The following is a 21390-nucleotide window of genomic DNA, read 5'->3' on the forward strand; positions in this document are numbered from 1 at the left end:
CCGCTCGTGCTGCTTCAGCTGCCGCCGGGCACGTACTCGATCAACGCCGACTATGAAGGGCGCAATGCGCAGAAACGCTTCGACGTTTCGGAAAATGTCGCACAGACGGTCAACGTCCTTTGGTGAGATGTTGCCTCCGTATCAAGCCTGATCAAGCCTGATCGAGCCAGATGAGCGAAGCCATCCGCCCGGTCTGACCGTCGCGCCGATACGAGAAGAACCGCTCAGCGTCGGTAACGGTGCAACAATCGCCGCCGTCGATCTGCGCGACACCCCGAGCCGACAGGCGCTGCCGGGCTAGCAGGTAAAGATTGGCCAACCACTTGCCGGGATTTCCCGGATGGAACGCATCCTCGGCATTACGCGACCACGCGACGAACGCGGCGCGAACCTCATCGCCAACTTCAAATGCCTGCGGGCCGATCGCCGGACCGAGGTAGGCCATGAGTTCATTCTCCGGAACGCCCATGGCGCCCATTGTTGCCTCCAGGACGCCGTCGAGCAGCCCGCGCCAGCCGGCGTGAGCCGCGCCGACGACCGTCCCGGCCCGATCGCAGAACAGGACCGGCAGGCAGTCGGCGGTCATCACCGCGCAGGCCACACCGGTCCGGTGCGTAAACGAGGCATCGGCCTCGAGTGCTCCATTCGGGTCTGCCTCCAGACAATTGTCGGCCTCGACAACGTGCGTACCGTGCACCTGCTTGAGCCACAGCGGGCGGGCGCCGATCCGGTGCGAGACCAGCGCCCGGTTTTTCGCCACGGCGAGCGGGTCGTCATTGACGTGATCGCCCAGATTCAGGCTGGCATAGACGCCACGGCTCACTCCGCCCCGGCGCGTGGTGATCAGTGCGCGGACATTGGCAGGCGCCGGCCAGTCGGGAGTAATAAAAGGTTCCGAAGCCGCCTCAGTCGATGTCGTCATCGTCTTCGCTGCCGTCACCGTAGGCGTAGATGATCTCGGGGCCGTCGGCGAAGTCTTCATCCCAGTCGTCGTCCGACTCCTCGGCCAGTGCGCGCGCTTCGAACGCGAGTGTGCGCGCTGTTTCGATGAGTTCGGCCATGTCGTCCGGCATGTTCGATTTCCAGAGCATCGGTTTGCCGGTCGCCGGATGAATCAGGCCAAGCCGGCGCGCGTGCAGCGCCTGGCGTGGAAACTCCGGGCCGATGGGCACGCGGCTTGCGCCGCCGCCATACACCGGATCGCCAACCAGCGGGTGCCCGATGGCGGTCATGTGCACGCGAATCTGGTGCGTTCGGCCGGTTTCCAGGGCGCATTCGACCAGCGTGCAATCGATGAATCGTTCGACGATGCGGTAGTGCGTGCGCGCCGGCTTGCCGGTACGGACCACCGCCATTTTCGTCCGCTGCGTCGGATGCCGGCCGATCGGCTGATCGACCGTGCCGCCCGCTTCGAGCACGCCGCGCACGAGCGCCTGATAATAGCGCTTGACCGTTCTCGCCTGTAGTTGGCGAACCAGATCGGTCTGCGCTTCGAGCGTCTTGGCAACGACCATCAGCCCGGTCGTATCCTTGTCCAGGCGATGCACGATACCGGCGCGCGGCACCATTTCAAGCGATGGCTCGTGGTGGAGCAAGGCGTTGAGCAGCGTTCCGCTCCAGTTGCCGCTGCCCGGATGGACGACCAGACCGGCCGGCTTGTCGAGCACGATCAGGGTGTCGTCCTCATGCACGATGTTGAGCGCGATCGCTTCCGGCGCCGAGGACAGCACATGTTCGTCCGGTGCTTCGACGAGTTCCAGCGATTCGCCGCCCCACAGCTTGTGCTTCGGCTCGCTGACGATCTGGCCGCCGACGCTGACACGGCCTTCTCGTATCCAGTTCTGCAGCCGGTTTCTCGAGTGTTTCGGCCACAGGCGGACGAGTGCTTGATCGAGCCGCAGACCGCCGCAATCGGGCGGAACGGTCAAAGCGTGGGAAGCGTTTGCGCTATAATCGGCGCTCTTTTTGCCATCGTCGGTGGTCTTTCCCGATGTTGCATGCGGTACACCGAGTTCGGTATCGACGACTGTCTTCTTATGTGGAATTTTCATCATGCGTAGTTTAGCGGTTATCGCAGCGCTTTTCCTTGCCGCCCTCCTCGGCGGCTGCGGTCTGTTGCCCGAAGTGAAGGACGAGACGGTCGGCTGGTCGGCGAACAAGCTCTACACCGAAGCCAAGGAAGCGATGAACGAAGGCTCGTATGAAAAAGCCGTCAAATACTTCGAAAAACTGGAGTCACGCTACCCGTACGGACGTTTTGCCCAGCAGGCGCAGATCGACATGGCCTACTCGTACTGGAAGGACAAGGAGGTGGCTTCAGCGCTTGCCGCCTGCGACCGCTTCATCAAGCTGCACCCGAACCACCCGAACGTCGACTATGTCTACTACCTCAAGGGGCTCGTGAATTTCAACGAAGACCTCGGCTTGTTGGGACAGATCAGCCAACAGGACATGACCGAGCGCGATCCGAAAGGCGCGCGTGAGTCCTTTGAAGCCTTCCGCGAACTCGTCAACAAATTCCCGGACAGCAAGTACACGCCGGACGCCGTCATGCGCATGAAGTATCTGGTCAACGCGCTTGTTTCGCTCGAAGTCCACGTCGCGCGTTACTACATGAAGCGCGGCGCCTATCTCGCGGCAATCAACCGCGCCCAGTACGCTGTAAAGACGTACCCGGACGCACCGGCCACTGAAGAGGCGCTGTTCATCATGGTCAAGGCCTACGATCAGCTGGGCATGAGCGACATGCGCGACGATTCGGAGCGCATCATGCGCAAGAACTTCCCGAACAGCGTGTACTACACGCGCGGTCTGGAGCGCGAAGTCCCGTGGTGGAAGCTCTGGTAAGCCGCTGATTCGCTGTCAATAACCGAAGAGCCCGCCAGTCGTGTTTTGGCGGGCTCTGTCGTTTTCAGCTCGACTGCTTGATCGCCAGCACGGCCTGATTCCGGAGCGTGCGCAGCAAGGACAACTCCTTTTCGGGAATCACGATTTCGCCGGGGCGATCGCAGTCGGCGTAGATCATCGCCACCGGGTTGTTGCGGATGGTGAGCGGAAAAATGACGAAAGTTCCGGCATTGACCCCTTTGCGGTACCACGGCGGGATGCGCGCGGCGATTTTCGGATCGTTCGTGTCGCTGATCAGGATATCGACGCCTTTCGACAAGGCAGCGTGAAAGATATCCGGCGTAAAGGCCAGCGAGAAGTTGAAGCAGCGTGCCATCTCCAACGCATCCGGCCCGAAGCCGAAGCGGCCGAGCATGGTGTTCGCGCGCGCGTCGCGCACGCACAGGATGACGCGCTTGAAGCCCTTGGCGCGATACATCGTCTCCAGGATGATGCGCAGCACGTCGTTGAGCTTGAAGTCCTCGACCAAGGTATTGCTGATGTCCTGAATGCCGGCCATCAGGATGACTTCGCTGTTGCCGACCTCGGTGACCGCATCCTCACCATCGCCGCCATCGGAGCTGAGTGGACTGCCGGGAGCACCCGCCGGCACGGCGGCCGAAAGTACGGTCGCCGATGTTTCGGTATCGCTTTCGGCACGCGGTGGTAGCCCGGACTTTGCGCTCTCCGGCGTTTCCGGTGCCTCCGACTTCATGCCCCAGCGTTGCAGCTGCCGTCCGAAGTTCGATTTCTTCAGATTGATGCCGATGATTCCAGCGAACTGGGCGACTTCCTGGAACGACTTCTCCATGGTGTCGCGCAACGCCTGCTCGCTGAGCGGAACCGTGTCGCCGAAACGCGCCGCAACCTTGCGCAGCGCCTTGTCACGCTGTTCCGGTTCGACGTCGGAAATCAGCGCACAAAGCTCGTTCGAGAATCCCGCGAGGATACGCATCCGGTCCTCGGCCGTGTTCGCCTTGCGTACGTTTCCCGCGGGCAGTTTGCGCATGCTGTTCACAATCAGGTTGGGGAAACCCCAGGTACGCGCAATGCCGATGCCGAGTTCTTCGAAGGTCAAGCCCAGCACCTGAACAGCCGCGATGTCCTCAGTACACGGTCTTTGCTCCATGGTGCGCTTGATTTCCTCGCTCTCGTCGGGGAAATAGAACTGGCTCAACAAACGCCCGAGGTTGTGGAACATCGAACAGATGAACACCTGTTCGACGTCACGTACAGACGACTGCTCGCCAATGTCCTTGGCCAGAATCGCCGCCAGGTTCGCGCGCAGGAAGTCTTCCTTGAGCTGGTTGGCGTTGTTCTTGTTTTGCAGGTGCTCGAAGAGCATCACCGTAATCGCGATATTGCGCACCGCGTCGAAGCCGAGCACCAGCACCGCACGCGAAATCGTGCTGATGCTGCCGCCGCCAGCCTGCCGGTAGTAGACCGAATTGACGAGACGCAGGATCTTGTTGGTCAGCGAAAAATCCTTGAGGATCGAGTTCGAGAGATTGGAGATCGTCTCCTTGTCCGATCCGGCGATCTTGTTGATCGTGCTGACCGACTCGGACAACGCAGGAAAATCGCTCTTGTGGCGCATCCGGCGCAGCAGGAAGTCGATCGTGCTCTGCCGCGCATCCGACGATTCGACCAGCTCATCCGGCTGAAGATAGTCTTCGAGCACCTCGCGCATCTGCGAGACCGAGGTATGGCGTTGCTGGGGGTCGCGAGCCATCGCCTTGTAGAGAATGCTGGCGAGCGCGTCGTCAATATCGACGCCGTCGTTCTTGGGCAGGCGAATATCCTGGTTGGCGATCCGGTTCATCACCTCATGGATGTTCTCGCCACGCACCGCCGGCTGCCCGGTCAGCAGCTCGTAGAACAATAGCCCGGCGGCGAACACGTCGGTCGCCTCGGTGCATTCCCGCCGTTCGATGTATTCCGGCGCCATGTACGCCGGCGTGCCCATGAACGCCTCCCCGTCACCGCCCTGCGATTCAACGCGCGCGGCGATGCCGAAATCCATTACGCGCGGCATGTTCGCGCTGTCGAGCAGGACGTTGTGCGGTTTGAGATCACGGTGAATGATGCCGGCTGCGTGCGCGTGCGCGATCGCATCGAGAACGGGGATCAGGATGGAAATCGCCTTCACCGGCGTCAGTCGGCCGTTTGCCCGCAGGTATTCGGCAAGATTCAAGCCCGGTACGTACTCGAAGACGAGATAAAGGTCACCACCTTCCTCGCCCGCCTCGAAGATTGGCACGATATTCGGATGACTCAGCTGGCTGACCATGCGCGCTTCCGAAAGCAGCTGCTGGTTCTTTTGCGGATCGGGGCGGGAAAAGTGCAGCGTCTTGATCGCGACTTCGCGCTGCAAGTGCGGATCGCGCGCCAGATAGACAACGCTCTGCGCACCGCGGCCCAATTCGCGGACGATTTCGAAACGCCCGATGCTCTTGCCCATGCCACTCCCTGCAACGAGATTGCCAATTGTCGACGTTCGGCATTCTAAGGACTTCGCGCACTGTTTAATACGCAGTCGTTCGCACTTATCGAAGAATCACAATGCGTGTCGCGTTCCGCAAAAATGATTCATACTGGAACGGACGTTCGGCAGCCTTGGCAAACTTCATCGCGCCCAGATCATGAGAACAATCGGCAAGCAACGGAACACCAGCAGCGCCTTGGTGAGTCCGGGCGGCAAGGCGACGCACATCCTGCTCGGTGCCTGTTTCATGTTTTTGGCGACGGTTGCGCTCGCCGCGCCCGACGAGCACGTAACGCTGCAGCTCAAGTGGCGCCACCAGTTCCAGTTTGCCGGCTACTACGCTGCGCTGGAAAAGGGCTACTACCGCGATCAAGGGCTGGAGGTCGAGCTGCGCGAGGCCGCGCCCAACCTCGACGTCGTCGACGAGGTTACGAGCGGCCGTGCCAATTTCGGCGTCGGCACCAGCGCCCTGCTGCTTGAACGCGCCGAAGGCAAGCCGGTGGTTGCCCTGGCGGCGATCTTCCAGCATTCGCCGCTCGTCCTCATCGGCAACATCTACGCGGGCGTCGCCTCGGTGCAGGATCTGAAAGGCAAGCGCGTGATGCTTGAAAAGCACTCCGAAGAACTGATCGCCTACCTGCGTCACGAGAATGTCCCGGAATCAACCTTCGAGGTCGTTCCCCACTCCTTCGGCAACGACGACTTCGTCCATGGCATGATCAATGCCATGAGCGGTTACAGTACGACCGAACCCTACTTCATCGACAAGGCGAAGATCGCGCATCTCGTCCTGTCGCCACGCTCGGTCGGCATCGACTTCTATGGTGACAACCTGTTCACTTCCGCCGCCGAGGTGCGAGCGCATCCGGAGCGGGTCGAGGCATTCCTCAGGGCAAGTCTCAAGGGCTGGACCTACGCGATGGAGCATCCCGAGGAAATCGCCGACCTCATTCTGCGAAAATACTCGACCGAGCACAGTCGCGAATTCCTGCTCTACGAAGCCGCAAAAATGCGTCCGTTGATCGGCAGCGATCTCGTCGCCATCGGCTATATGCATCATGAACGCTGGCAACAGATCATCAACACCTACGCCAAGCTGAATATCATCCCCGCCGACTTTTCACTCGATGGATTCCTCTACGCCAGCGACCCGGGCGTCGCCTTCGAGCAGGAACGGCGCAAGTGGCTGCTCGGTCTCAGCGTGATCCTTGCCATCGGTGCCGCCGCGATCGTCGTCGCCAGCCTTCTGGCGCGCCTCAATCGGCGGATGAAGTTCGAGATGAGTGCGCGCGAAGCAGCCGTAGAGGAGCTGCGCGAGAGCGAGCAGCGCTTCCGCTTCATGGCCGAGAACACTGCGGATGTCATCTGGATCCTCGATATCGCCAGCGGCCGCTTAAGCTACGTGAGTCCGTCGGTTCAGTCGTTGCGCGGTTTCACCGTCGAAGAGGTGATGAGCCAACCGGTGACCGCCACGCTGACGCCGGAATCGGCACTGCATACGCAAGCCGTCCTCGCCGAATCGCTTGCCCGCTGGCAAGCCGGCGATCGAACAAACGAACCGCGCATTACCGAGGTCGATCAGCCGCACAAAGACGGGAACATCATCCACACCGAAGTCGTAACGACCCTGAACGCCGACGCCGAGGGCAATGTCGTCTCGGTGCTCGGTGTGACACGCAACATCACCGAGCGCAAGCGCACCGAGGATGCGATCCGCCAGATGGCTTTCTACGACGCCTTGACGCAGCTACCCAACCGCCGCCTCTTGCAGGACCGCATCCCGCAACAGATCGCGCGCGCCCGGCGCGAGCAGAACCGGATCGCCCTCCTCTTCATCGACCTCGACAAGTTCAAGCCGATCAACGACCAGTACGGCCACGAGGTCGGCGACTGGCTGCTGCAGTCGGTCGCGCGCCGCCTGCTCGAAAGCCTGCGCGAATCGGACACGGTGTCACGCATCGGTGGCGATGAGTTCGTCGCGCTGCTCACCGACCTGCAACGGGTCGACGATGCCGTCGCCACGGCGGAGAAGATCTGCGACAAACTTCAGCGCCCCTTTGTCACCGCCGAAGGCCTGCCGCTGACCATTTCATCGAGCATCGGCATCGCTCTCTATCCGGACGACGGCGACAACGAAGAGGAACTCCTTCGCCATGCCGACGAGGGGATGTATAGCGCCAAGCGATCCACCGGTCAGGCCGGCAAGCATCGTGTGCATAGACTGCGCCGCCACGGAGGGAAAGAAACCGACGGCGACACCGATCAGCGTCCGCTCGTTCGCCTCAACTGGAAGGCTGCGTTTAACTCGGGGCATCCGTCAATCGACGCCCAGCATCGCGAACTGTTCGCACTGGCCAACGAGATGCTCGACAAGTCGTTCGACCGGCGCCGCGATTCGGAACCATTCTTCCGCGCCTTCGACGCGCTCCTGGAGCACACCGTCCGGCATTTCTCGGACGAGGAGCGAATCCTCGCCGAACAAGGCTACGCGAGTCTCGACGAACACATCCGGGAACACCGCCGGATCATCGCCCAGGCAGCCGATCTGCAGCGCCGGGTACACATCAACGCCGACGCGCCCGGAGAACTGATCGACTTGATGCTCTCCGAATTCATCGCCGGACACATGCTGCGCGAGGATACGAAATTCTTCCCGCTCTTCGCCGAACCTGCCGACGCTGACTGCACCGCTGCCGAGACACTGACTGTCGCCGAGTAGCAAAGCTCCGCGGCATCGGTCACGGCAACACTCGGAGACTATAATAGTGGGCTTTTCCGCTCCACTCGACCCGTCGCCGTGCCCTCTTCCCCGACCGATTCCGCCTCGCTCAACGCTTCGCCCGCTGCACACCTGGCGCTTGTCCTGCCCGCTTGCAAGGCCGGCGAACGCACGCAATTGCCAACATTCTCCGGTTCGTCCGACGCCTTGGCGCTGGCGCAGTTCGCCACGTGCGGCAAGACGCTGCTCGCCGTACTCACCGCCAGCGCCGGCGATGCGCAACGCCTGCTCGACGAAATCCCGTGGTTCGCCCCCGGCTTGCGCGTGCGCCTGCTGCCGGACTGGGAAACGTTGCCCTATGACAGCTTTTCGCCGCACCACGACCTGATCTCCGAGCGTCTGGCGACGCTCTACGCAATCACGCGCGGCGAATGCGACGTATTGCTGGTGCCGGCCTCGACGGCGGCCTATCGCTTCACGCCGCCCGCCTACCTCGCGGCCTACACCTTCTTCTTCAAGAAGGGCGAGACGCTGGACGCCGAAGCCTTGCGCGCGCAGCTGACGCTGGCGGGCTACACGAACGTCACCAACGTCGTCTCGCCGGGCGAATACTCGATCCGCGGCGGCCTCGTCGACCTCTTCCCGATGGGCTCGCAACTGCCCTACCGGCTCGACCTCTTCGACGACGAGATCGAGAGCATCAAGACCTTCGACGTCGACACGCAGCGCACGCTCTATCCGGTGCCCGAAATCCGGCTGCTGCCGGCGCGCGAATTTCCGCTCGACGACAAGGGGCGCACGCGCTTCCGTCAGCGCTTCCGCGAAGTCTTCGAGGGCGACCCCGCCAAATCGGGCATCTACAAGGATATTTCGGCGGGCATCGCCTCGGCCGGCATCGAGTACTGGCTGCCGCTGTTCTTCGAGGAAACCGCGACGCTGTTCGATTACCTGCCGAAAGACGCCGCGCTCTGCCTGCATAACGACGTGCCCGAGGCCATCCGTGACTTCTGGCGCGACGCGCAGACGCGCTACGACATGCTCTCGGGCGAAAAGACAAGGCCGCTGTTGCCTCCGAACGAACTCTTCCTCAACGAAGAGTCGTTCTTCATCGCCGCCAAGCCCTACACGCGACTCGTGCTGGTCAAGGGGAACGACGGTGCGACGCAGCCCGTGCCGGCCATCGCCGTCGATCGCCGCACCGACGACCCGCTGGCCCGGCTGAAGTCATTCGTCGATACATTCAGCGGCCGCGTGCTGCTGCTCGCCGAAAGCGCCGGCCGGCGCGAGACGCTCTCCGGCCTCTTCGCCGAATACGGCTTCAAGCCGGACGCGAGCGCCGACCTTTCCGGTTTTCTGGCTGGCGCGAGCCGCCTGGCGCTCGGCGTCGCGCCGCTGCACGAAGGTTTCATCCTCGACGCGACCGAACCGCTCGCCGTCATCACCGAAGCCGAGCTCTACGCCGGCAGCCCGTCGCGCCGCAGCCGCCACGCCGCGCAGCGCAAGGCGTCGCTCGACAACTGGCTGCGCGACCTGACCGAGCTGAAGGTCGGCGACCCGGTCGTACATGAGCAACACGGTATTGCGCGTTATCAAGGCCTCATTCACATGGACCTCGGCGAAGGCGACATGGAGTTCCTGGAACTCCATTACGCCGGCGACGCCAAGCTCTACGTGCCGGTATCGCAGCTGCACGTCATATCGCGCTATTCGGGTAGCGACCCCGATGCCGCACCGTTGCACACGCTTGGCACGCAGCAGTGGGAGAAAGCCAAGCGCCGCGCCGCGATGCAGGCGCGCGACACGGCCGCCGAACTGCTCGCGCTCTACGCCCAGCGCGCCGCACGCACGGGCCACGCCTTCGAGTTCACGGCACACGACTACGACGCGTTCGCCGACGGCTTCGGCTTCGAGGAAACACCCGACCAGGCAGCGGCGATCAACGCGGTGATCGAAGACATGAAGTCCGGCAAGCCGATGGACCGCCTCGTCTGCGGCGACGTCGGCTTCGGCAAGACCGAGGTCGCGCTGCGCGCCGCGTTCTGCGCGGTAGCCGGCGGCAAGCAGGTCGCGGTCCTCTGCCCGACCACCCTGCTCTGCGAACAGCACTTCCAGACTTTCAGCGACCGTTTTGCGCAGATTTCACACTCATGGCCGGTGAAAATCGTCGAACTCTCGCGCTTCAAGACGGCCAAGGAGACGACGCAAGCCCTGAAGGAGCTCGCCGAAGGCAAGGTCGACATCGTCATCGGCACGCACAAGCTGTTGCAGAAGGATGTCACCTTCACGCGCCTCGGCCTCGTCGTCATCGACGAAGAACACCGCTTCGGTGTGCGCCAGAAGGAGGCGCTGAAGGCCCTGCGCGCCGAGGTCGACGTGCTGACGCTGACGGCGACGCCGATCCCGCGCACCTTGGGCATGTCGCTCGAAGGCTTGCGCGACTTCTCGGTGATCGCCACCGCGCCGCAAAAGCGGCTGGCGATCAAGACCTTCGTCTCGCGCTTCTCCGACGGCATCATCCGCGAGGCGCTGCTGCGCGAATTCAAGCGCGGCGGCCAGGTGTACTTCCTGCACAACGAGGTCGACACCATCGAAAATATGCGGGAAAAGCTGACCAAGCTGCTGCCCGAAGCGCGCATCGTCGTCGGCCACGGCCAGATGAACGAGCGCGAGCTGGAGCGCGTGATGCGCGACTTCACGCAGCAACGCGCCAACCTGCTGCTCTGTACGACGATCATCGAGACCGGCATCGACAACCCGCACGCCAACACCATCGTCATCAACCGCGCCGACAAGTTCGGCCTCGCCCAGCTGCACCAGCTGCGCGGCCGCGTCGGGCGCTCGCACCACCAGGCCTACGCTTATCTGCTGACGAATATCGACGTCGACGGCAAGTCGGGGCTGACCAAACAGGCCAAGCAGCGGCTGGAAGCGATCCAGATGATGGACGAGCTCGGCGCCGGCTTCTACCTCGCCATGCATGACCTGGAGATCCGCGGTGCCGGTGAAGTGCTCGGCGAGAACCAGTCCGGGGCGATGCAGGAGATCGGCTTCAACCTCTTTACCGAGATGCTCAACCGCGCCGTCAGCCAGCTGCGGCAAGGCAAGGAGCCGGACTTGCTGCAACCCCTGGGCATCGCCACCGAGATCAACCTGCATACGCCGGCGCTCCTGCCCAACGACTACGCGCCCGACGTTCATGAGCGCTTGAGCATCTACAAGCGGCTCGCCAACTGCGATTCGCTCGACGATCTCTCGGCGATGCAGGAGGAGCTCGTCGACCGCTTCGGCGAAATGCCGCAGCAGGCCGTGTCGCTGCTTGAAAGCCATCGCCTGCGCCTGCTGTGCAAGCCGCTCGGCATCGTCAAGCTCGACGCGACCGGGGCCAGCGTCGTCGTTCAGTTCGAACCGAATCCGCCGATCGAGCCGATCCGCATCATCAACCTGATCCAGAAGGACCGGAACTACAAGCTGGCCGGACAAGATAAACTCTCGCTCTCCCGCCAATGCCCGACGCTTGCCGACCGCGTCGCCGCCGTCAAGGATCTGATAAGGCAACTCAAACCATGAACCACCCGGACAAGACCAACATCAGCACGCCCGACATCGAGAACGTCAACGTCACCGACTTCGACTCGATGCCGTCGCCGGAGGAAATCCACGCTGCCGTCCCGCTCTCGCCGCACTCCGCCAACACGGTGATGCGCGGGCGCGAAGCGGTGCGCAACATCCTCGACCACAAGGACAACCGCCTCCTCGTCATCGTCGGGCCGTGCTCGATCCACGACCCGGTCGCCGGCATGGACTACGCCCGCCGCCTGAAAGAGCTGGCCGACGAAGTCGGCGACACGCTGTGCATCGTCATGCGCGTGTATTTCGAGAAGCCGCGCACGACGACGGGCTGGAAGGGCTACATCAACGACCCGGACCTCGACGATTCCTTCCACGTCGATCAGGGCATGAAGAAGGCGCGCGAGTTCCTGCTGCAGATCGCCGAGCTCGGCCTGCCGGCCGGTACCGAGGCGCTCGACCCGATTTCGCCGCAATACCTCGGCGATCTGATCTCGTGGACGGCGATCGGCGCGCGCACGACCGAATCGCAGACGCACCGCGAGATTTCCTCCGGTCTGTCGACGCCGGTCGGCTTCAAGAACGGCACCAACGGCGACGTCGCCATCGCCATCAACGCCATCGTTTCCGCCTCGCGCCCGCACAGCTTCCTCGGCATCAACGGCCAGGGTCATACCGCCATCGTGCGCACCCTGGGCAACCGCTACGGCCATCTTGTGCTGCGCGGCGGCGAAGGCCGCCCGAACTACGACACGGTCAGTGTGCAAATGGCGGCGCAGGCGCTGGAGAAGGGCAGACTGCCGGCGAACATCATCGTCGACTGCTCGCACGCCAACAGCTTCAAGAAGGCCGAGCTGCAGCCGCTCGTCATGTCCGACGTGGTCAATCAGATCCGCCTCGGCAACCGTTCGCTCGTCGGCGTCATGGTCGAATCCAACCTCGTCGCCGGCAACCAGCCGATCCCCGAGGATCGCTCGCAGTTGAAGTACGGCTGCTCGATCACCGACGCCTGCATCGACTGGGAGACCACCGAAAAGATGCTGCGCGAGGCTGCTGCCGTCCTGCGCGACGTGCTGCCCAAGCGCAAGCCGTCGTAACCAAAGTCACTCAACGCCTGCAACCGATTCGATCAGAATTCATTCAAGGAGAAGCAACCGATGCGCCCTCTGATTCGCCCCTTCACGGCCCTGCACCCGCGCACCGAACACGCCGCCGCCGTCGCGGCGCCCCCCTATGACGTGCTGTCCAGCGACGAAGCGCGCGTGCGCGCCGCCGGCAAGCCGCATTCGTTCCTGCACATCTCGAAGGCCGAGATCGACCTGCCGCTGGATGTCGATCATTACTCGCCCGAGGTCTATGCCAAATCGGCCGACAATCTCAATAAACTGATCGCCGACGGCATCCTGATCCGCGACGCGAAGCCGTGCTACTACGCCTACCGCCTGATCATGGGCGAGCACACGCAGACGGGCCTGATCGCCGCCGCCTCGGTCGCCGACTACGACAGCAACCGCATCCGCAAGCATGAGTTCACGCGTCCGGACAAGGAAGACGACCGCGTCCGCCAGATCGAGGCGCTCAACGCCCAGACCGGCCCGGTCCTGCTCGCCCACCCGGACAGCGACGAGGCCGAGCAGTTGATCGCCGCGGCCACCGCCGGCACGCCGATCGCCGACCTGACCGCCGACGACGGCATCAAGCACACCGTCTGGCTGATCGACGACGAGGCGACGATCGCCCGCATCAGCGCGGTGGTCGGCGCGATGCCCAACCTCTATATCGCGGATGGCCACCACCGTTCCGCCGCCGCCTCGCGCGTCGCCGCTGCGCGGCGCGGCATCGGCGCCTCGGAGTCGGCCGAGTACTTCCTCGCCGTCATCTTCCCGGCACGCCAGATGCGCATCTTTGACTACAACCGCGTCGTGCGCGACCTCAACGGCCATTCGCTCGAGTCCTTCCTCAAGGCCGTCGGCGAGCGCTACACGGTCACGCCGTCGGACCAGCCCGTGCATCCCGAGCGCACCGGCGTCTGCGGCATGTACCTCGACGACCGCTGGTATCACCTCGCGATCCATCCGGACCTCGTCCCGGTTGCCGACCCGGTGCGCCGGCTCGACGTTTCCGTACTCTCGGAACAGCTGCTCGGCCCGATCCTCGGCATCGCCGACCTGCGCCGCGACACGCGCATCGACTTCGTCGGCGGCATCCGCGGATTGCCCGAGCTGGAACGGCGCGTGAATAGCGGCGAGATGGCCGTCGCCTTCGCCATGCACCCGACGCAACTCTCCGAGCTGATGTCGGTCGCCGACGCCGGCGAAGTGATGCCGCCGAAGTCGACCTGGTTCGAGCCGAAACTCGCCGACGGCCTCGCCTCGCACGTGCTCGACTGAGAGGTTGTAAATAAATGCCGAAACACCTCCACAGAGTCACAGAGACGCAGAGTTTGCGCAGAGAAAACCCTCGGAAACCGTGTTCTTCCTCTGCGTTACCTCTGCGCCTCCGTGCCTCTGCGGTGGATTTCGAGTTTTTTCACAGACTCTGAGCGCGGATCAGGCCTGTTAGCTCATCAGTTCAAAATGCAATTGTCTCTGACCCCTTTGGTTCACCCCTTTTGGTTATTCGCGCCAGCCTCGGCAACCGCACCAAGGAAGGCCTGCTGGTCGACTTCATCAATCAGACCGATCTGGACCAGATTGGCGACAAGGCCAGCGTGATCGACGCCTTCTTCATCTTTGCCCAGGCAGAACAACTATGAGCAAAATCGTCGAAGTCCTGATTCCCAAATACCCGGAATGCTGGTCGAGCTGCGGCAACTGCGGCAGCGGCATTCTCTCGATCGATGACGTGCGCGTTTTACCCGGCGATCACGTCGATCGGGACGATACGATCATCGTTCTGGAAACGGGCAAGGTCGCGCTCGATATCCCCTCGCCGCACACCGGGACGGTCGTCGAGCTGTTCGTCGCGGCCGGCGACGAAGTCGTCGAACGACAGCTGATCCTCACGCTCGAAGTAGAACAGACGTAAAAGCGCGGGGTTACAATCGCCAGCAACACCCCACTTCCGCCCCCCCCATCAGACAGGAGCCCGCCATGAACGCCAGCCAGAACACCTCCCTCGTCCTCACCGTCATCGGCGATGATCGCCCGGGCCTCGTGGAACAACTGGCGACGGCGATCAGCGCGCACGGCGGCAACTGGCTGGAATCGTCGATGGCGCACCTGTCGGGCAAATTCGCCGGCATCGTCTGCGTCACCATCGCCGCGCGGGACGTCGAAGGACTGAAGAAGGAATTCTCTACGCTTGCGGGCCTGCGCATCACGGCAGAGGTTGCGGGCAGCGGCGACGCCCCGGCCGCGCAACCGAGCGGCCGCCGGCTCAAGCTGTCGCTGGTCGGCCACGACCGCATCGGCATCGTGCGCGAAGTCTCGCAGGTGCTCGCCCGCCACGCCGTCAACGTCGAGGACTTGAGCACGCATACCGCCAGCGCGCCGATGTCCGCCGCCATCCTCTTCCATGCAACGGCCGACCTCACTGCCTCGCCGAACCTCGATACGCGCGCCCTGACCAGTGATCTGGAGCAGATCTCCAACGATCTGATGGTCGATATCACACTCGACGAGACGATCCGCACCTGAGCCGGCGTGCAAGTGCCGGTGACGTACCAAGGCAAAATGACGCCCCATCGACACCGGCTGAAAGACCGCACGCATGAAAATTCTCGTCGTTGAAGACGAACTGAAGACCGGCGACTATCTGAGGCAGGGCCTCATGGAAGCGGGTTTCATCGTCGATCTCTTGCGCAACGGCGAGGACGGCCTGTACGCGGCGCTGAGCGAAGCCTACGATCTGGCGATTCTCGACGTCATGCTGCCGGGTATGGACGGCTGGTCGGTGCTCAAGGGCATCCGCAACTCGGGTCGTGAACTTCCGGTCCTCTTCCTGACCGCTCGCGACGAGGTCGATGACCGGGTGCGCGGCCTCGAACTCGGCGCCGACGACTATCTCGTCAAACCGTTCGCCTTCGCCGAACTGCTCGCGCGCGTACGCACGCTGCTGCGCCGCGGCGCCAAGGGCAAGGAGGCGGAAACGCTGCGCGCCGCCGATCTCGATCTCGACCTGATGCGCCGGCGCGTGACGCGTGCCGGCAAACGCATCGACCTCACGGCCAAGGAGTTCGCGCTGCTCGAACTGCTGCTGCGCCGCCAGGGCGAAGTCCTGCCGCGCTCGCTGATCGCCTCGCAGGTGTGGGACATGAACTTCGACAGCGACACCAACGTCATCGAAGTGGCCGTGAAGCGCCTGCGCGCGAAAGTGGACGACGGCTTCGAGCCGAAGCTGATCCGTACCGTGCGCGGCATGGGTTACGTGCTGGAAGTTCCGGAATGATCCTCGGCGGGCGCAAGTCGATTACCTTCCGCCTGACCCTGCTCTTCGCCTCGGCTTCGACGGCAATCCTCCTCCTGCTCGGTTTCCTGATTGGCGGCTCGGTCGAGCGTCACTTCGAGGATCAGGACATGGAGGTCATCAACGGCAAGATGCAACTAACCCGGCGTGCAGTGGCGAAGATTGCTTCACCGGCCGACCTCGACGCGCTGCCGCAACAACTCGACGACTCGCTGATCGGCCACCTCGGTCTCGCCGTCGTCGTCGTTGCGCCTGACGGGCAGATCCTTTACGCCACGCGTGGCGCCGACTTCCCTCAGACCTTGCTCGACCGCCGCAAGCAGATTAGCGCCGGACACCCCATCGCTTGGGAGACGAAGACCGGTATTCCTTTCCGCGGCATCTCCACCGAGGTATCGACGGCCATCCCCGGCGCACCGCCGGCGATCATCGCCATCGCCATCGATATTTCGCAGCACGAGCACTTCAATCAGTCGTTCCGCACGACGCTCTGGCGGTTCGTCGTCATGGCCGCGCTGAGCACCGGTTTTCTCGGCTGGGTCGTCGCGCGGCGCGGGCTGAAACCGCTTCAGGAGATCAAGCGCAAGGCGGCCGACATCACCGCGCATCGCCTGCATACCCGGATTCCGGCCGACGCCGTGCCGGTCGAGCTGGTCAGCCTCGTCGAAACGCTGAACGCGATGCTCACGCGGCTGGAAACCTCGTTCGCGCAGTTGTCCGACTTCTCGTCCGACATCGCGCACGAACTGCGCACGCCGGTCAGCAACCTGCTGACGCAGACGCAGGTCACGCTTTCGAAGGCACGCAGTCCGGACGAATACCGCGACATCCTGGCGTCCAACAGCGAGGAGTTCGAACGCCTGTCGCGCATGATTTCCGACATGCTCTTCCTCGCCAAATCGGACAATCAGTTGATCGTTCCGCATCCGGAAGACGTGGATCTGGTCGATGAGGTCAAGGGCGTCTTCGAGTTCTACGAAGCGCTGGCCGAAGAGAAGTCGATCATCCTGAAATCTTCCGGCGCCGGCGTCGTCTCCGGTGATCGGCTGATGCTGCGGCGGGCGATCAGCAACGTGATCTCCAACGCCCTGCGCTATACATCCGAGGGAATGAGCATCGCCGTCGTCGTCGAGGAGGACTCGGCGGCCGTCAGCCTCACCGTAGCGAATCCCGGCAAGCCGATCCCCGCCGAGCACCTGCCACGCCTGTTCGACCGCTTCTACCGCGTCGACGGTTCGCGCCAGCGCTTTTCCGATGGCGTCGGCCTCGGGCTGGCGATCACCCGCTCGATCATGCGCGCGCACGGCGGCGAGGCGGACGTGCGCTCCGATGCTGCCGGTACCGTCTTCGCCCTGACCTTCCCGCACCCGCTGCCGGAATCGGAAACGGCGGCGCACAAAAACTGACCCTTAAAACCTCAACGCAGAGGCGCAAAGATCGCAAAGTGAATATGGCGTTGACGGCACGTGGTCAATCAACGGCCGATCATTTCGGGGAACAGGAATTACTCGCGTAGCCCTTCGGTTTTCTTTGCGAACCTTTGCGCCTTCGCGCCTTTGCGGTGAAGAGCTGAGCTTTTTTCCTGACAGAAATGTAATTTTTCCGTCAGCTTCCTGTTGGGATGGCGTGGCTAGACTCGGGTCATTCGATCACCCGAGGACCACCACGCCATGCGCCTGAATACCCCCGCCTTCGTTCTTGTTGCCGTACTCGGCTCCGCCTCCGTCTGGGCGCAAACCGCCACCAGAGTCGAGGTCTACAAGAGTCCTTCCTGCGAATGCTGCGGTCGCTGGATTGACCACATGCAGAAGAACGGTTTCAAGGTCGACGCGCATGTCGTCGAAGACGTGCCGGCCGCACGCAAGAAGCTCGGCATGCCGGACATACTCGGTTCGTGCCATACGTCCACGGTCGGCGATTACGTCGTCGAAGGGCACGTGCCGGCGCAAGACATCCAACGCCTGCTGAAGGAAAAGCCGAAGGCAATCGGCCTTGCGGTCCCGGCAATGCCCGCTGGCGCGCCGGGGATGGACATTCCCGATTCGCCGCCCTACGAAACGCTGCTCGTGCAGACCGACGGCAGCACCCGCGTGTTTGCCAAACACTGACCGCTGCAAATCCAGCCTGGAGAACCCGATGAAAACTGCCCTCGCCGCCACCCTGATCGCCCTCGTCTCCACGCTTTCCATCCCCGCCATCGCCGCCGACGGCCATGACGGCCACGGTGCCATGCCCTCCGACATGAAGATGCAGTCGCATGCGCCGGCCGACGCGACTGTGGTCGAAGGCACGGTCAAGAAGATCGACAAGGCGGCCGGCAAGGTCACCCTCGCGCACGGCCCGCTGACCAATCTCGGCATGAACATGCCGATGACGATGGCGTTCCGCGTGAAAGACGCGGCCTGGCTCGACCAGATGAAGAACGGCGACAAGATCCGCTTCGCCGCCGACAACGCAGGCGGCGTCATGACCGTGATCAAGTTCGAGCCGGCCAGGTAAGGACCTCCGAAGCCGGCCGCTGCAACTGACATCCGCCCCCACTTGGGAGAAACCATGCGAAGAAAAATTACCCCGGCGTGTGCTCTGATCCTTGCGCTGTGCCTTACTGGCCCGGTGCTAGCCGAGGAGGCCACCATCGGAGGGACGGTCGACAGCCTGCTCGACTACGCCAGAGACAACAATCCGGAGTACGCCTCGATGCGCCACGAAGCCGACGCGGCGGGCGAACGTGTGACGCCGGCCGGCGCGCTCGCCGACCCGAGATTGAAGATCGAGTTGATGGACATCACCCGGATGGGCGAGCAGTCACCGACGCTCAACCCGAGCCGGGTCGGCAGCACCAAGTACACGCTCTCGCAGGAGATTCCCTGGTACGGCAAGCGCGACCTCAAGCGCGAAATCGCCGAGATCGAAGCCGACAGCGCGCAGGGGAAAGCCCGCGGCGCCTGGTCCGAGATCGCCGCCCGGTTGAAGAGCGCACACGCCCAGCTCTACCTGATCGGCCGTAACGAAACGATCAGCCGCGAAATCCTCGACCTCATGGCACGCCTCGAGAAGACAGCGCAGGCACGCTACGCCGGCGGGCTGGCGATGCAGCAGGACGTCATCCGCGCGCAGATTGAACAGACCGGCATGAAGAACGACCTGATCATGCTCGACAACGAAGCACGCATGATCAGGACGCGCATCAACACCCTGCTCGCGCGCCCCGCCAACGCGCCGCTCGCCATGCCGGAGGCGCTGAAGCCGATCCCGGCGCCGGCCAGGCTCGATTTCGCCACGCTGGAAGAACGCGTGCGCAGCCGCAACCCGCGCCTCTTCTCTGACGATGCCGGCATCCGCAGCGCCGAAAAGAAACGCGACCTGGCCTACAAGGAGCGCTACCCCGACTTCATGGTCGGCGTGACGCCGGTGCAGTTCGAGAATTCGGTCAAGGAATGGGAGCTCATGGTCGAGTTCAACATTCCGCTGCAGCAGTCGTCACGGCGCGCGATGGAACGCGAATCCGAGTCCATGCTCGCCGCCGCGCGCTCGCGCAAGGAAGCGACAGCCAACGATCTGCTCGGCGAACTCGCGGAAAACCTCTCGGCGATCGAAGCCGCACGACAGCAGGAACAGCTCGTCGCGACAACCTTGCTGCCACAGGCCGAGATGACCTTCCGCTCCGCGCTGGCCAGCTATGAGAGCGGCAAGGCCGATTTCGCCATGCTGCTCGAAGCGCAACAACAGATACGCAAAGCCAAACTCAGCCAGATCAAGGCGCAGGCGGAAGCGCAGGTGCGTGTCGCCGAAATCGAAAAACTCCTGGGAGAAGAATTGTGAAAAACGGCGCAGGACTGACGGCCGGCATCATCGTGGCGCTGGTCGCCGGTGGCGGCGGCTATTGGCTGGGTGGCAAAGGGAGCGCCACGCAGCCGGCGGGAGGAGTGGTTACGGCGACGGGTACGACCGCATCGGCGGGCGAAGCCGCCAGGAAGGAACGCAAGCTGCTCTACTACCGCAACCCGATGGGCCTGCCCGACACCTCGCCGACGCCCAAGAAGGACCCGATGGGCATGGACTACATCGCCGTCCATGAAGGCGAGGAAGACGGTGGCGACGCCAGTGAGCCGGCCGCGGCCGGCCAGGTCAGGATCAGCACGGAAAAGGTCCAGAAGCTGGGTGTGCGCACCGAGGCCGCCCAACTGCGCAGCCTGGACAAGATCGCCCGCGCCGCCGGCCGCATCGAGCCCGACGAACGGCGAATCTTTGCCATCTCGCCCAAATTCGAGGGCTATATCGAGCGTCTGCACGTCAACGTCACCGGCCAGCCGGTCGCCAAGGGGCAGGCGCTATTCGAGGTCTACAGCCCGGAACTCGTCGCCGCACAGCGCGAGTACGCAATCGCCGCGCAAGGTGTCGAAGCGCTCAAGGACGCCGGCGGCAACACGCAGGCCGGAATGAAGCAGCTTGCCGAGTCGAGCCTCCTGCGGCTCAGGAACTGGGACATGTCGGCCGCTCAGGTCAAGGCGCTGGCGAAGTCCGGCCAGGTGAAGCGCACCTTCACCTTCGCCTCGCCGGTCTCGGGCGTGGTCACCGAAAAGAAAGCCCTGCAAGGCATGCGCTTCATGCCGGGCGAAGAGCTTTACCAGGTTGCCGACCTGTCGTCGGTCTGGGTCGTCGCCGACGTCTTCGAACAGGACATCGGCCTCGTCGAACCGGGCGCGACGGCAACGGTACGCATCAACGCGTATCCGGACAAGACCTTCGAAGGCAAGGTCAGCTACGTCTACCCGACGCTCAATGCCGACACGCGGACGGTTCCGGTGCGGGTCGAACTCGCCAATCCGGGCCTGCTGCTGAAGCCGGCGATGTTTGCGCAGGTGGAATTGCCAGTCGCCGCCAAGGGCAGCGTGGTCACCGTGCCGACATCTGCGGTGATCGACAGCGGCACGCGCCAGATCGTCCTCGTGCAGAAGGGCGAAGGCCGCTTCGAGCCGCGTGAAGTCAAGCTTGGCGCGCGCAGCGACGCCGCCATCGAGGTCATGGAAGGCGTCAAGGACGGCGAGCAGGTGGTCGTCGCGGCGAACTTCCTGATCGACGCGGAAAGTAACCTCAAGGCGGCGATCAGCGGCTTCAGCCCGCCCGATGCGAAGCCAAACGCTGCCAGGACGGTGGGACACCGCGCCAGCGGCCGCATCGACGAGTACGACGCGAAGACCGGGAGCGTCAGCATCGAACACGGCCCGATCGAAAGCCTGAAGTGGCCGGGCATGACCATGGAGTTCAAGGTCGCCAACGAAGCCTTGCTGAACGGATTGAAGCCCGGCGCGCGCATCGACTTCGA

At 63.3% G+C, this 21390-nt stretch carries 17 protein-coding genes; 14 read left to right on the forward strand and 3 right to left on the reverse strand.

Translation table 11 applies throughout. The features are described 5' to 3' along the window. Window positions 1-151: 151 nt before the first annotated feature. Together pgeF and rluD are read right to left on the reverse strand one after the other, a co-directional pair. A complete protein-coding gene (pgeF, locus tag KBA32_RS10880; RefSeq protein ID WP_294358822.1) occupies window positions 152-922 on the reverse strand; it encodes a peptidoglycan editing factor PgeF in 771 nt (256 codons plus the stop codon). After that, on the reverse strand, window positions 906-2051 hold the full coding sequence (gene rluD / locus KBA32_RS10885) for a 23S rRNA pseudouridine(1911/1915/1917) synthase RluD (RefSeq protein WP_294358785.1): 1146 nt from the start codon (window positions 2049-2051) through the stop codon (window positions 906-908). Before rluD ends, pgeF begins: the two co-directional genes overlap by 17 nt. A 1-nt stretch (window position 2052) precedes the next feature. On the opposite strand from rluD, the gene KBA32_RS10890 reads away from it, so the two are divergent. Continuing rightward, the gene (locus KBA32_RS10890) at window positions 2053-2847 is read left to right on the forward strand and encodes an outer membrane protein assembly factor BamD (protein WP_294358787.1); all 795 of its coding nucleotides are present in this window, start codon (window positions 2053-2055) and stop codon (window positions 2845-2847) included. 64 nt (window positions 2848-2911) lie between these two features. Here KBA32_RS10890 and KBA32_RS10895 read toward each other — a convergent pair whose 3' ends face one another. Further along, a complete protein-coding gene (locus KBA32_RS10895; protein ID WP_294358790.1) occupies window positions 2912-5347 on the reverse strand; it encodes a serine/threonine protein kinase in 2436 nt (811 codons plus the stop codon). 181 nt (window positions 5348-5528) lie between these two features. Here KBA32_RS10895 and KBA32_RS10900 point away from each other — a divergent pair, with 181 nt between their 5' ends. The 13 genes from KBA32_RS10900 to KBA32_RS10960 all read left to right on the forward strand — a co-directional run. After that, window positions 5529-8090 (forward strand): diguanylate cyclase, encoded by a 2562-nt coding sequence (locus KBA32_RS10900; protein ID WP_294358792.1) that lies wholly within the window; start codon window positions 5529-5531, stop codon window positions 8088-8090. Between the two features lie 132 nt (window positions 8091-8222). Continuing rightward, complete coding sequence (gene mfd / locus KBA32_RS10905) at window positions 8223-11657, forward strand: transcription-repair coupling factor (RefSeq protein ID WP_294358824.1); 3435 nt, start codon at window positions 8223-8225, stop codon at window positions 11655-11657. Further along, window positions 11654-12754 (forward strand): 3-deoxy-7-phosphoheptulonate synthase, encoded by a 1101-nt coding sequence (locus tag KBA32_RS10910; protein WP_294358795.1) that lies wholly within the window; start codon window positions 11654-11656, stop codon window positions 12752-12754. Before mfd ends, KBA32_RS10910 begins: the two co-directional genes overlap by 4 nt. Before the next feature lie 60 nt (window positions 12755-12814). Next, on the forward strand, window positions 12815-14047 hold the full coding sequence (locus KBA32_RS10915) for a DUF1015 family protein (RefSeq protein ID WP_294358797.1): 1233 nt from the start codon (window positions 12815-12817) through the stop codon (window positions 14045-14047). Between the two features lie 221 nt (window positions 14048-14268). Beyond that, window positions 14269-14412: a hypothetical protein gene (locus KBA32_RS10920; protein ID WP_294358799.1), complete on the forward strand. Its 144-nt coding sequence runs from the start codon at window positions 14269-14271 to the stop codon at window positions 14410-14412. Further along, window positions 14409-14684, forward strand: coding sequence for a biotin/lipoyl-containing protein (locus KBA32_RS10925; protein ID WP_294358802.1), 276 nt, complete (start codon window positions 14409-14411; stop codon window positions 14682-14684). The genes KBA32_RS10920 and KBA32_RS10925 overlap by 4 nt, the downstream gene beginning before the upstream one ends. A gap of 65 nt (window positions 14685-14749) precedes the next feature. Continuing rightward, window positions 14750-15295 (forward strand): ACT domain-containing protein, encoded by a 546-nt coding sequence (locus tag KBA32_RS10930; RefSeq protein ID WP_294358804.1) that lies wholly within the window; start codon window positions 14750-14752, stop codon window positions 15293-15295. A 73-nt stretch (window positions 15296-15368) separates the two neighbouring features. Beyond that, window positions 15369-16046 (forward strand): heavy metal response regulator transcription factor, encoded by a 678-nt coding sequence (locus KBA32_RS10935; protein ID WP_294358806.1) that lies wholly within the window; start codon window positions 15369-15371, stop codon window positions 16044-16046. Then, on the forward strand, window positions 16043-17470 hold the full coding sequence (locus tag KBA32_RS10940) for a heavy metal sensor histidine kinase (protein WP_294358809.1): 1428 nt from the start codon (window positions 16043-16045) through the stop codon (window positions 17468-17470). The genes KBA32_RS10935 and KBA32_RS10940 overlap by 4 nt, the downstream gene beginning before the upstream one ends. A 264-nt stretch (window positions 17471-17734) precedes the next feature. Further along, window positions 17735-18172, forward strand: a complete 438-nt coding sequence (locus KBA32_RS10945) for a DUF411 domain-containing protein (RefSeq protein ID WP_294358812.1) — start codon at window positions 17735-17737, stop codon at window positions 18170-18172. A gap of 28 nt (window positions 18173-18200) precedes the next feature. Continuing rightward, a complete protein-coding gene (locus KBA32_RS10950; protein ID WP_294358814.1) occupies window positions 18201-18563 on the forward strand; it encodes a copper-binding protein in 363 nt (120 codons plus the stop codon). A gap of 54 nt (window positions 18564-18617) precedes the next feature. Then, a complete protein-coding gene (locus KBA32_RS10955; protein WP_294358816.1) occupies window positions 18618-19886 on the forward strand; it encodes a TolC family protein in 1269 nt (422 codons plus the stop codon). Next, the coding region (locus tag KBA32_RS10960; RefSeq protein WP_294358819.1) for an efflux RND transporter periplasmic adaptor subunit at window positions 19883-21390 on the forward strand (1508 nt) is incomplete at its 3' end. The genes KBA32_RS10955 and KBA32_RS10960, both read left to right, overlap by 4 nt.

The sequence above is a fragment of the Propionivibrio sp. genome (assembly GCF_017995515.1).
In the GTDB taxonomy this organism is placed as follows: domain Bacteria; phylum Pseudomonadota; class Gammaproteobacteria; order Burkholderiales; family Rhodocyclaceae; genus Propionivibrio.

What these genes read in the sequence shown, in the direction of transcription:
- pgeF (WP_294358822.1), bottom strand. Translation starts at nt 922, where the DNA reads ATGACGACATCGACTGAGGCGGCTTCGGAACCTTTTATTACTCCCGAC.
- rluD (WP_294358785.1), bottom strand. Translation starts at nt 2,051, where the DNA reads ATGAAAATTCCACATAAGAAGACAGTCGTCGATACCGAACTCGGTGTA.
- KBA32_RS10890 (WP_294358787.1), top strand. Translation starts at nt 2,053, where the DNA reads ATGCGTAGTTTAGCGGTTATCGCAGCGCTTTTCCTTGCCGCCCTCCTC.
- KBA32_RS10895 (WP_294358790.1), bottom strand. Translation starts at nt 5,347, where the DNA reads ATGGGCAAGAGCATCGGGCGTTTCGAAATCGTCCGCGAATTGGGCCGC.
- KBA32_RS10900 (WP_294358792.1), top strand. Translation starts at nt 5,529, where the DNA reads ATGAGAACAATCGGCAAGCAACGGAACACCAGCAGCGCCTTGGTGAGT.
- KBA32_RS10910 (WP_294358795.1), top strand. Translation starts at nt 11,654, where the DNA reads ATGAACCACCCGGACAAGACCAACATCAGCACGCCCGACATCGAGAAC.
- KBA32_RS10915 (WP_294358797.1), top strand. Translation starts at nt 12,815, where the DNA reads ATGCGCCCTCTGATTCGCCCCTTCACGGCCCTGCACCCGCGCACCGAA.
- KBA32_RS10925 (WP_294358802.1), top strand. Translation starts at nt 14,409, where the DNA reads ATGAGCAAAATCGTCGAAGTCCTGATTCCCAAATACCCGGAATGCTGG.
- KBA32_RS10930 (WP_294358804.1), top strand. Translation starts at nt 14,750, where the DNA reads ATGAACGCCAGCCAGAACACCTCCCTCGTCCTCACCGTCATCGGCGAT.
- KBA32_RS10935 (WP_294358806.1), top strand. Translation starts at nt 15,369, where the DNA reads ATGAAAATTCTCGTCGTTGAAGACGAACTGAAGACCGGCGACTATCTG.
- KBA32_RS10940 (WP_294358809.1), top strand. Translation starts at nt 16,043, where the DNA reads ATGATCCTCGGCGGGCGCAAGTCGATTACCTTCCGCCTGACCCTGCTC.
- KBA32_RS10945 (WP_294358812.1), top strand. Translation starts at nt 17,735, where the DNA reads ATGCGCCTGAATACCCCCGCCTTCGTTCTTGTTGCCGTACTCGGCTCC.
- KBA32_RS10950 (WP_294358814.1), top strand. Translation starts at nt 18,201, where the DNA reads ATGAAAACTGCCCTCGCCGCCACCCTGATCGCCCTCGTCTCCACGCTT.
- KBA32_RS10955 (WP_294358816.1), top strand. Translation starts at nt 18,618, where the DNA reads ATGCGAAGAAAAATTACCCCGGCGTGTGCTCTGATCCTTGCGCTGTGC.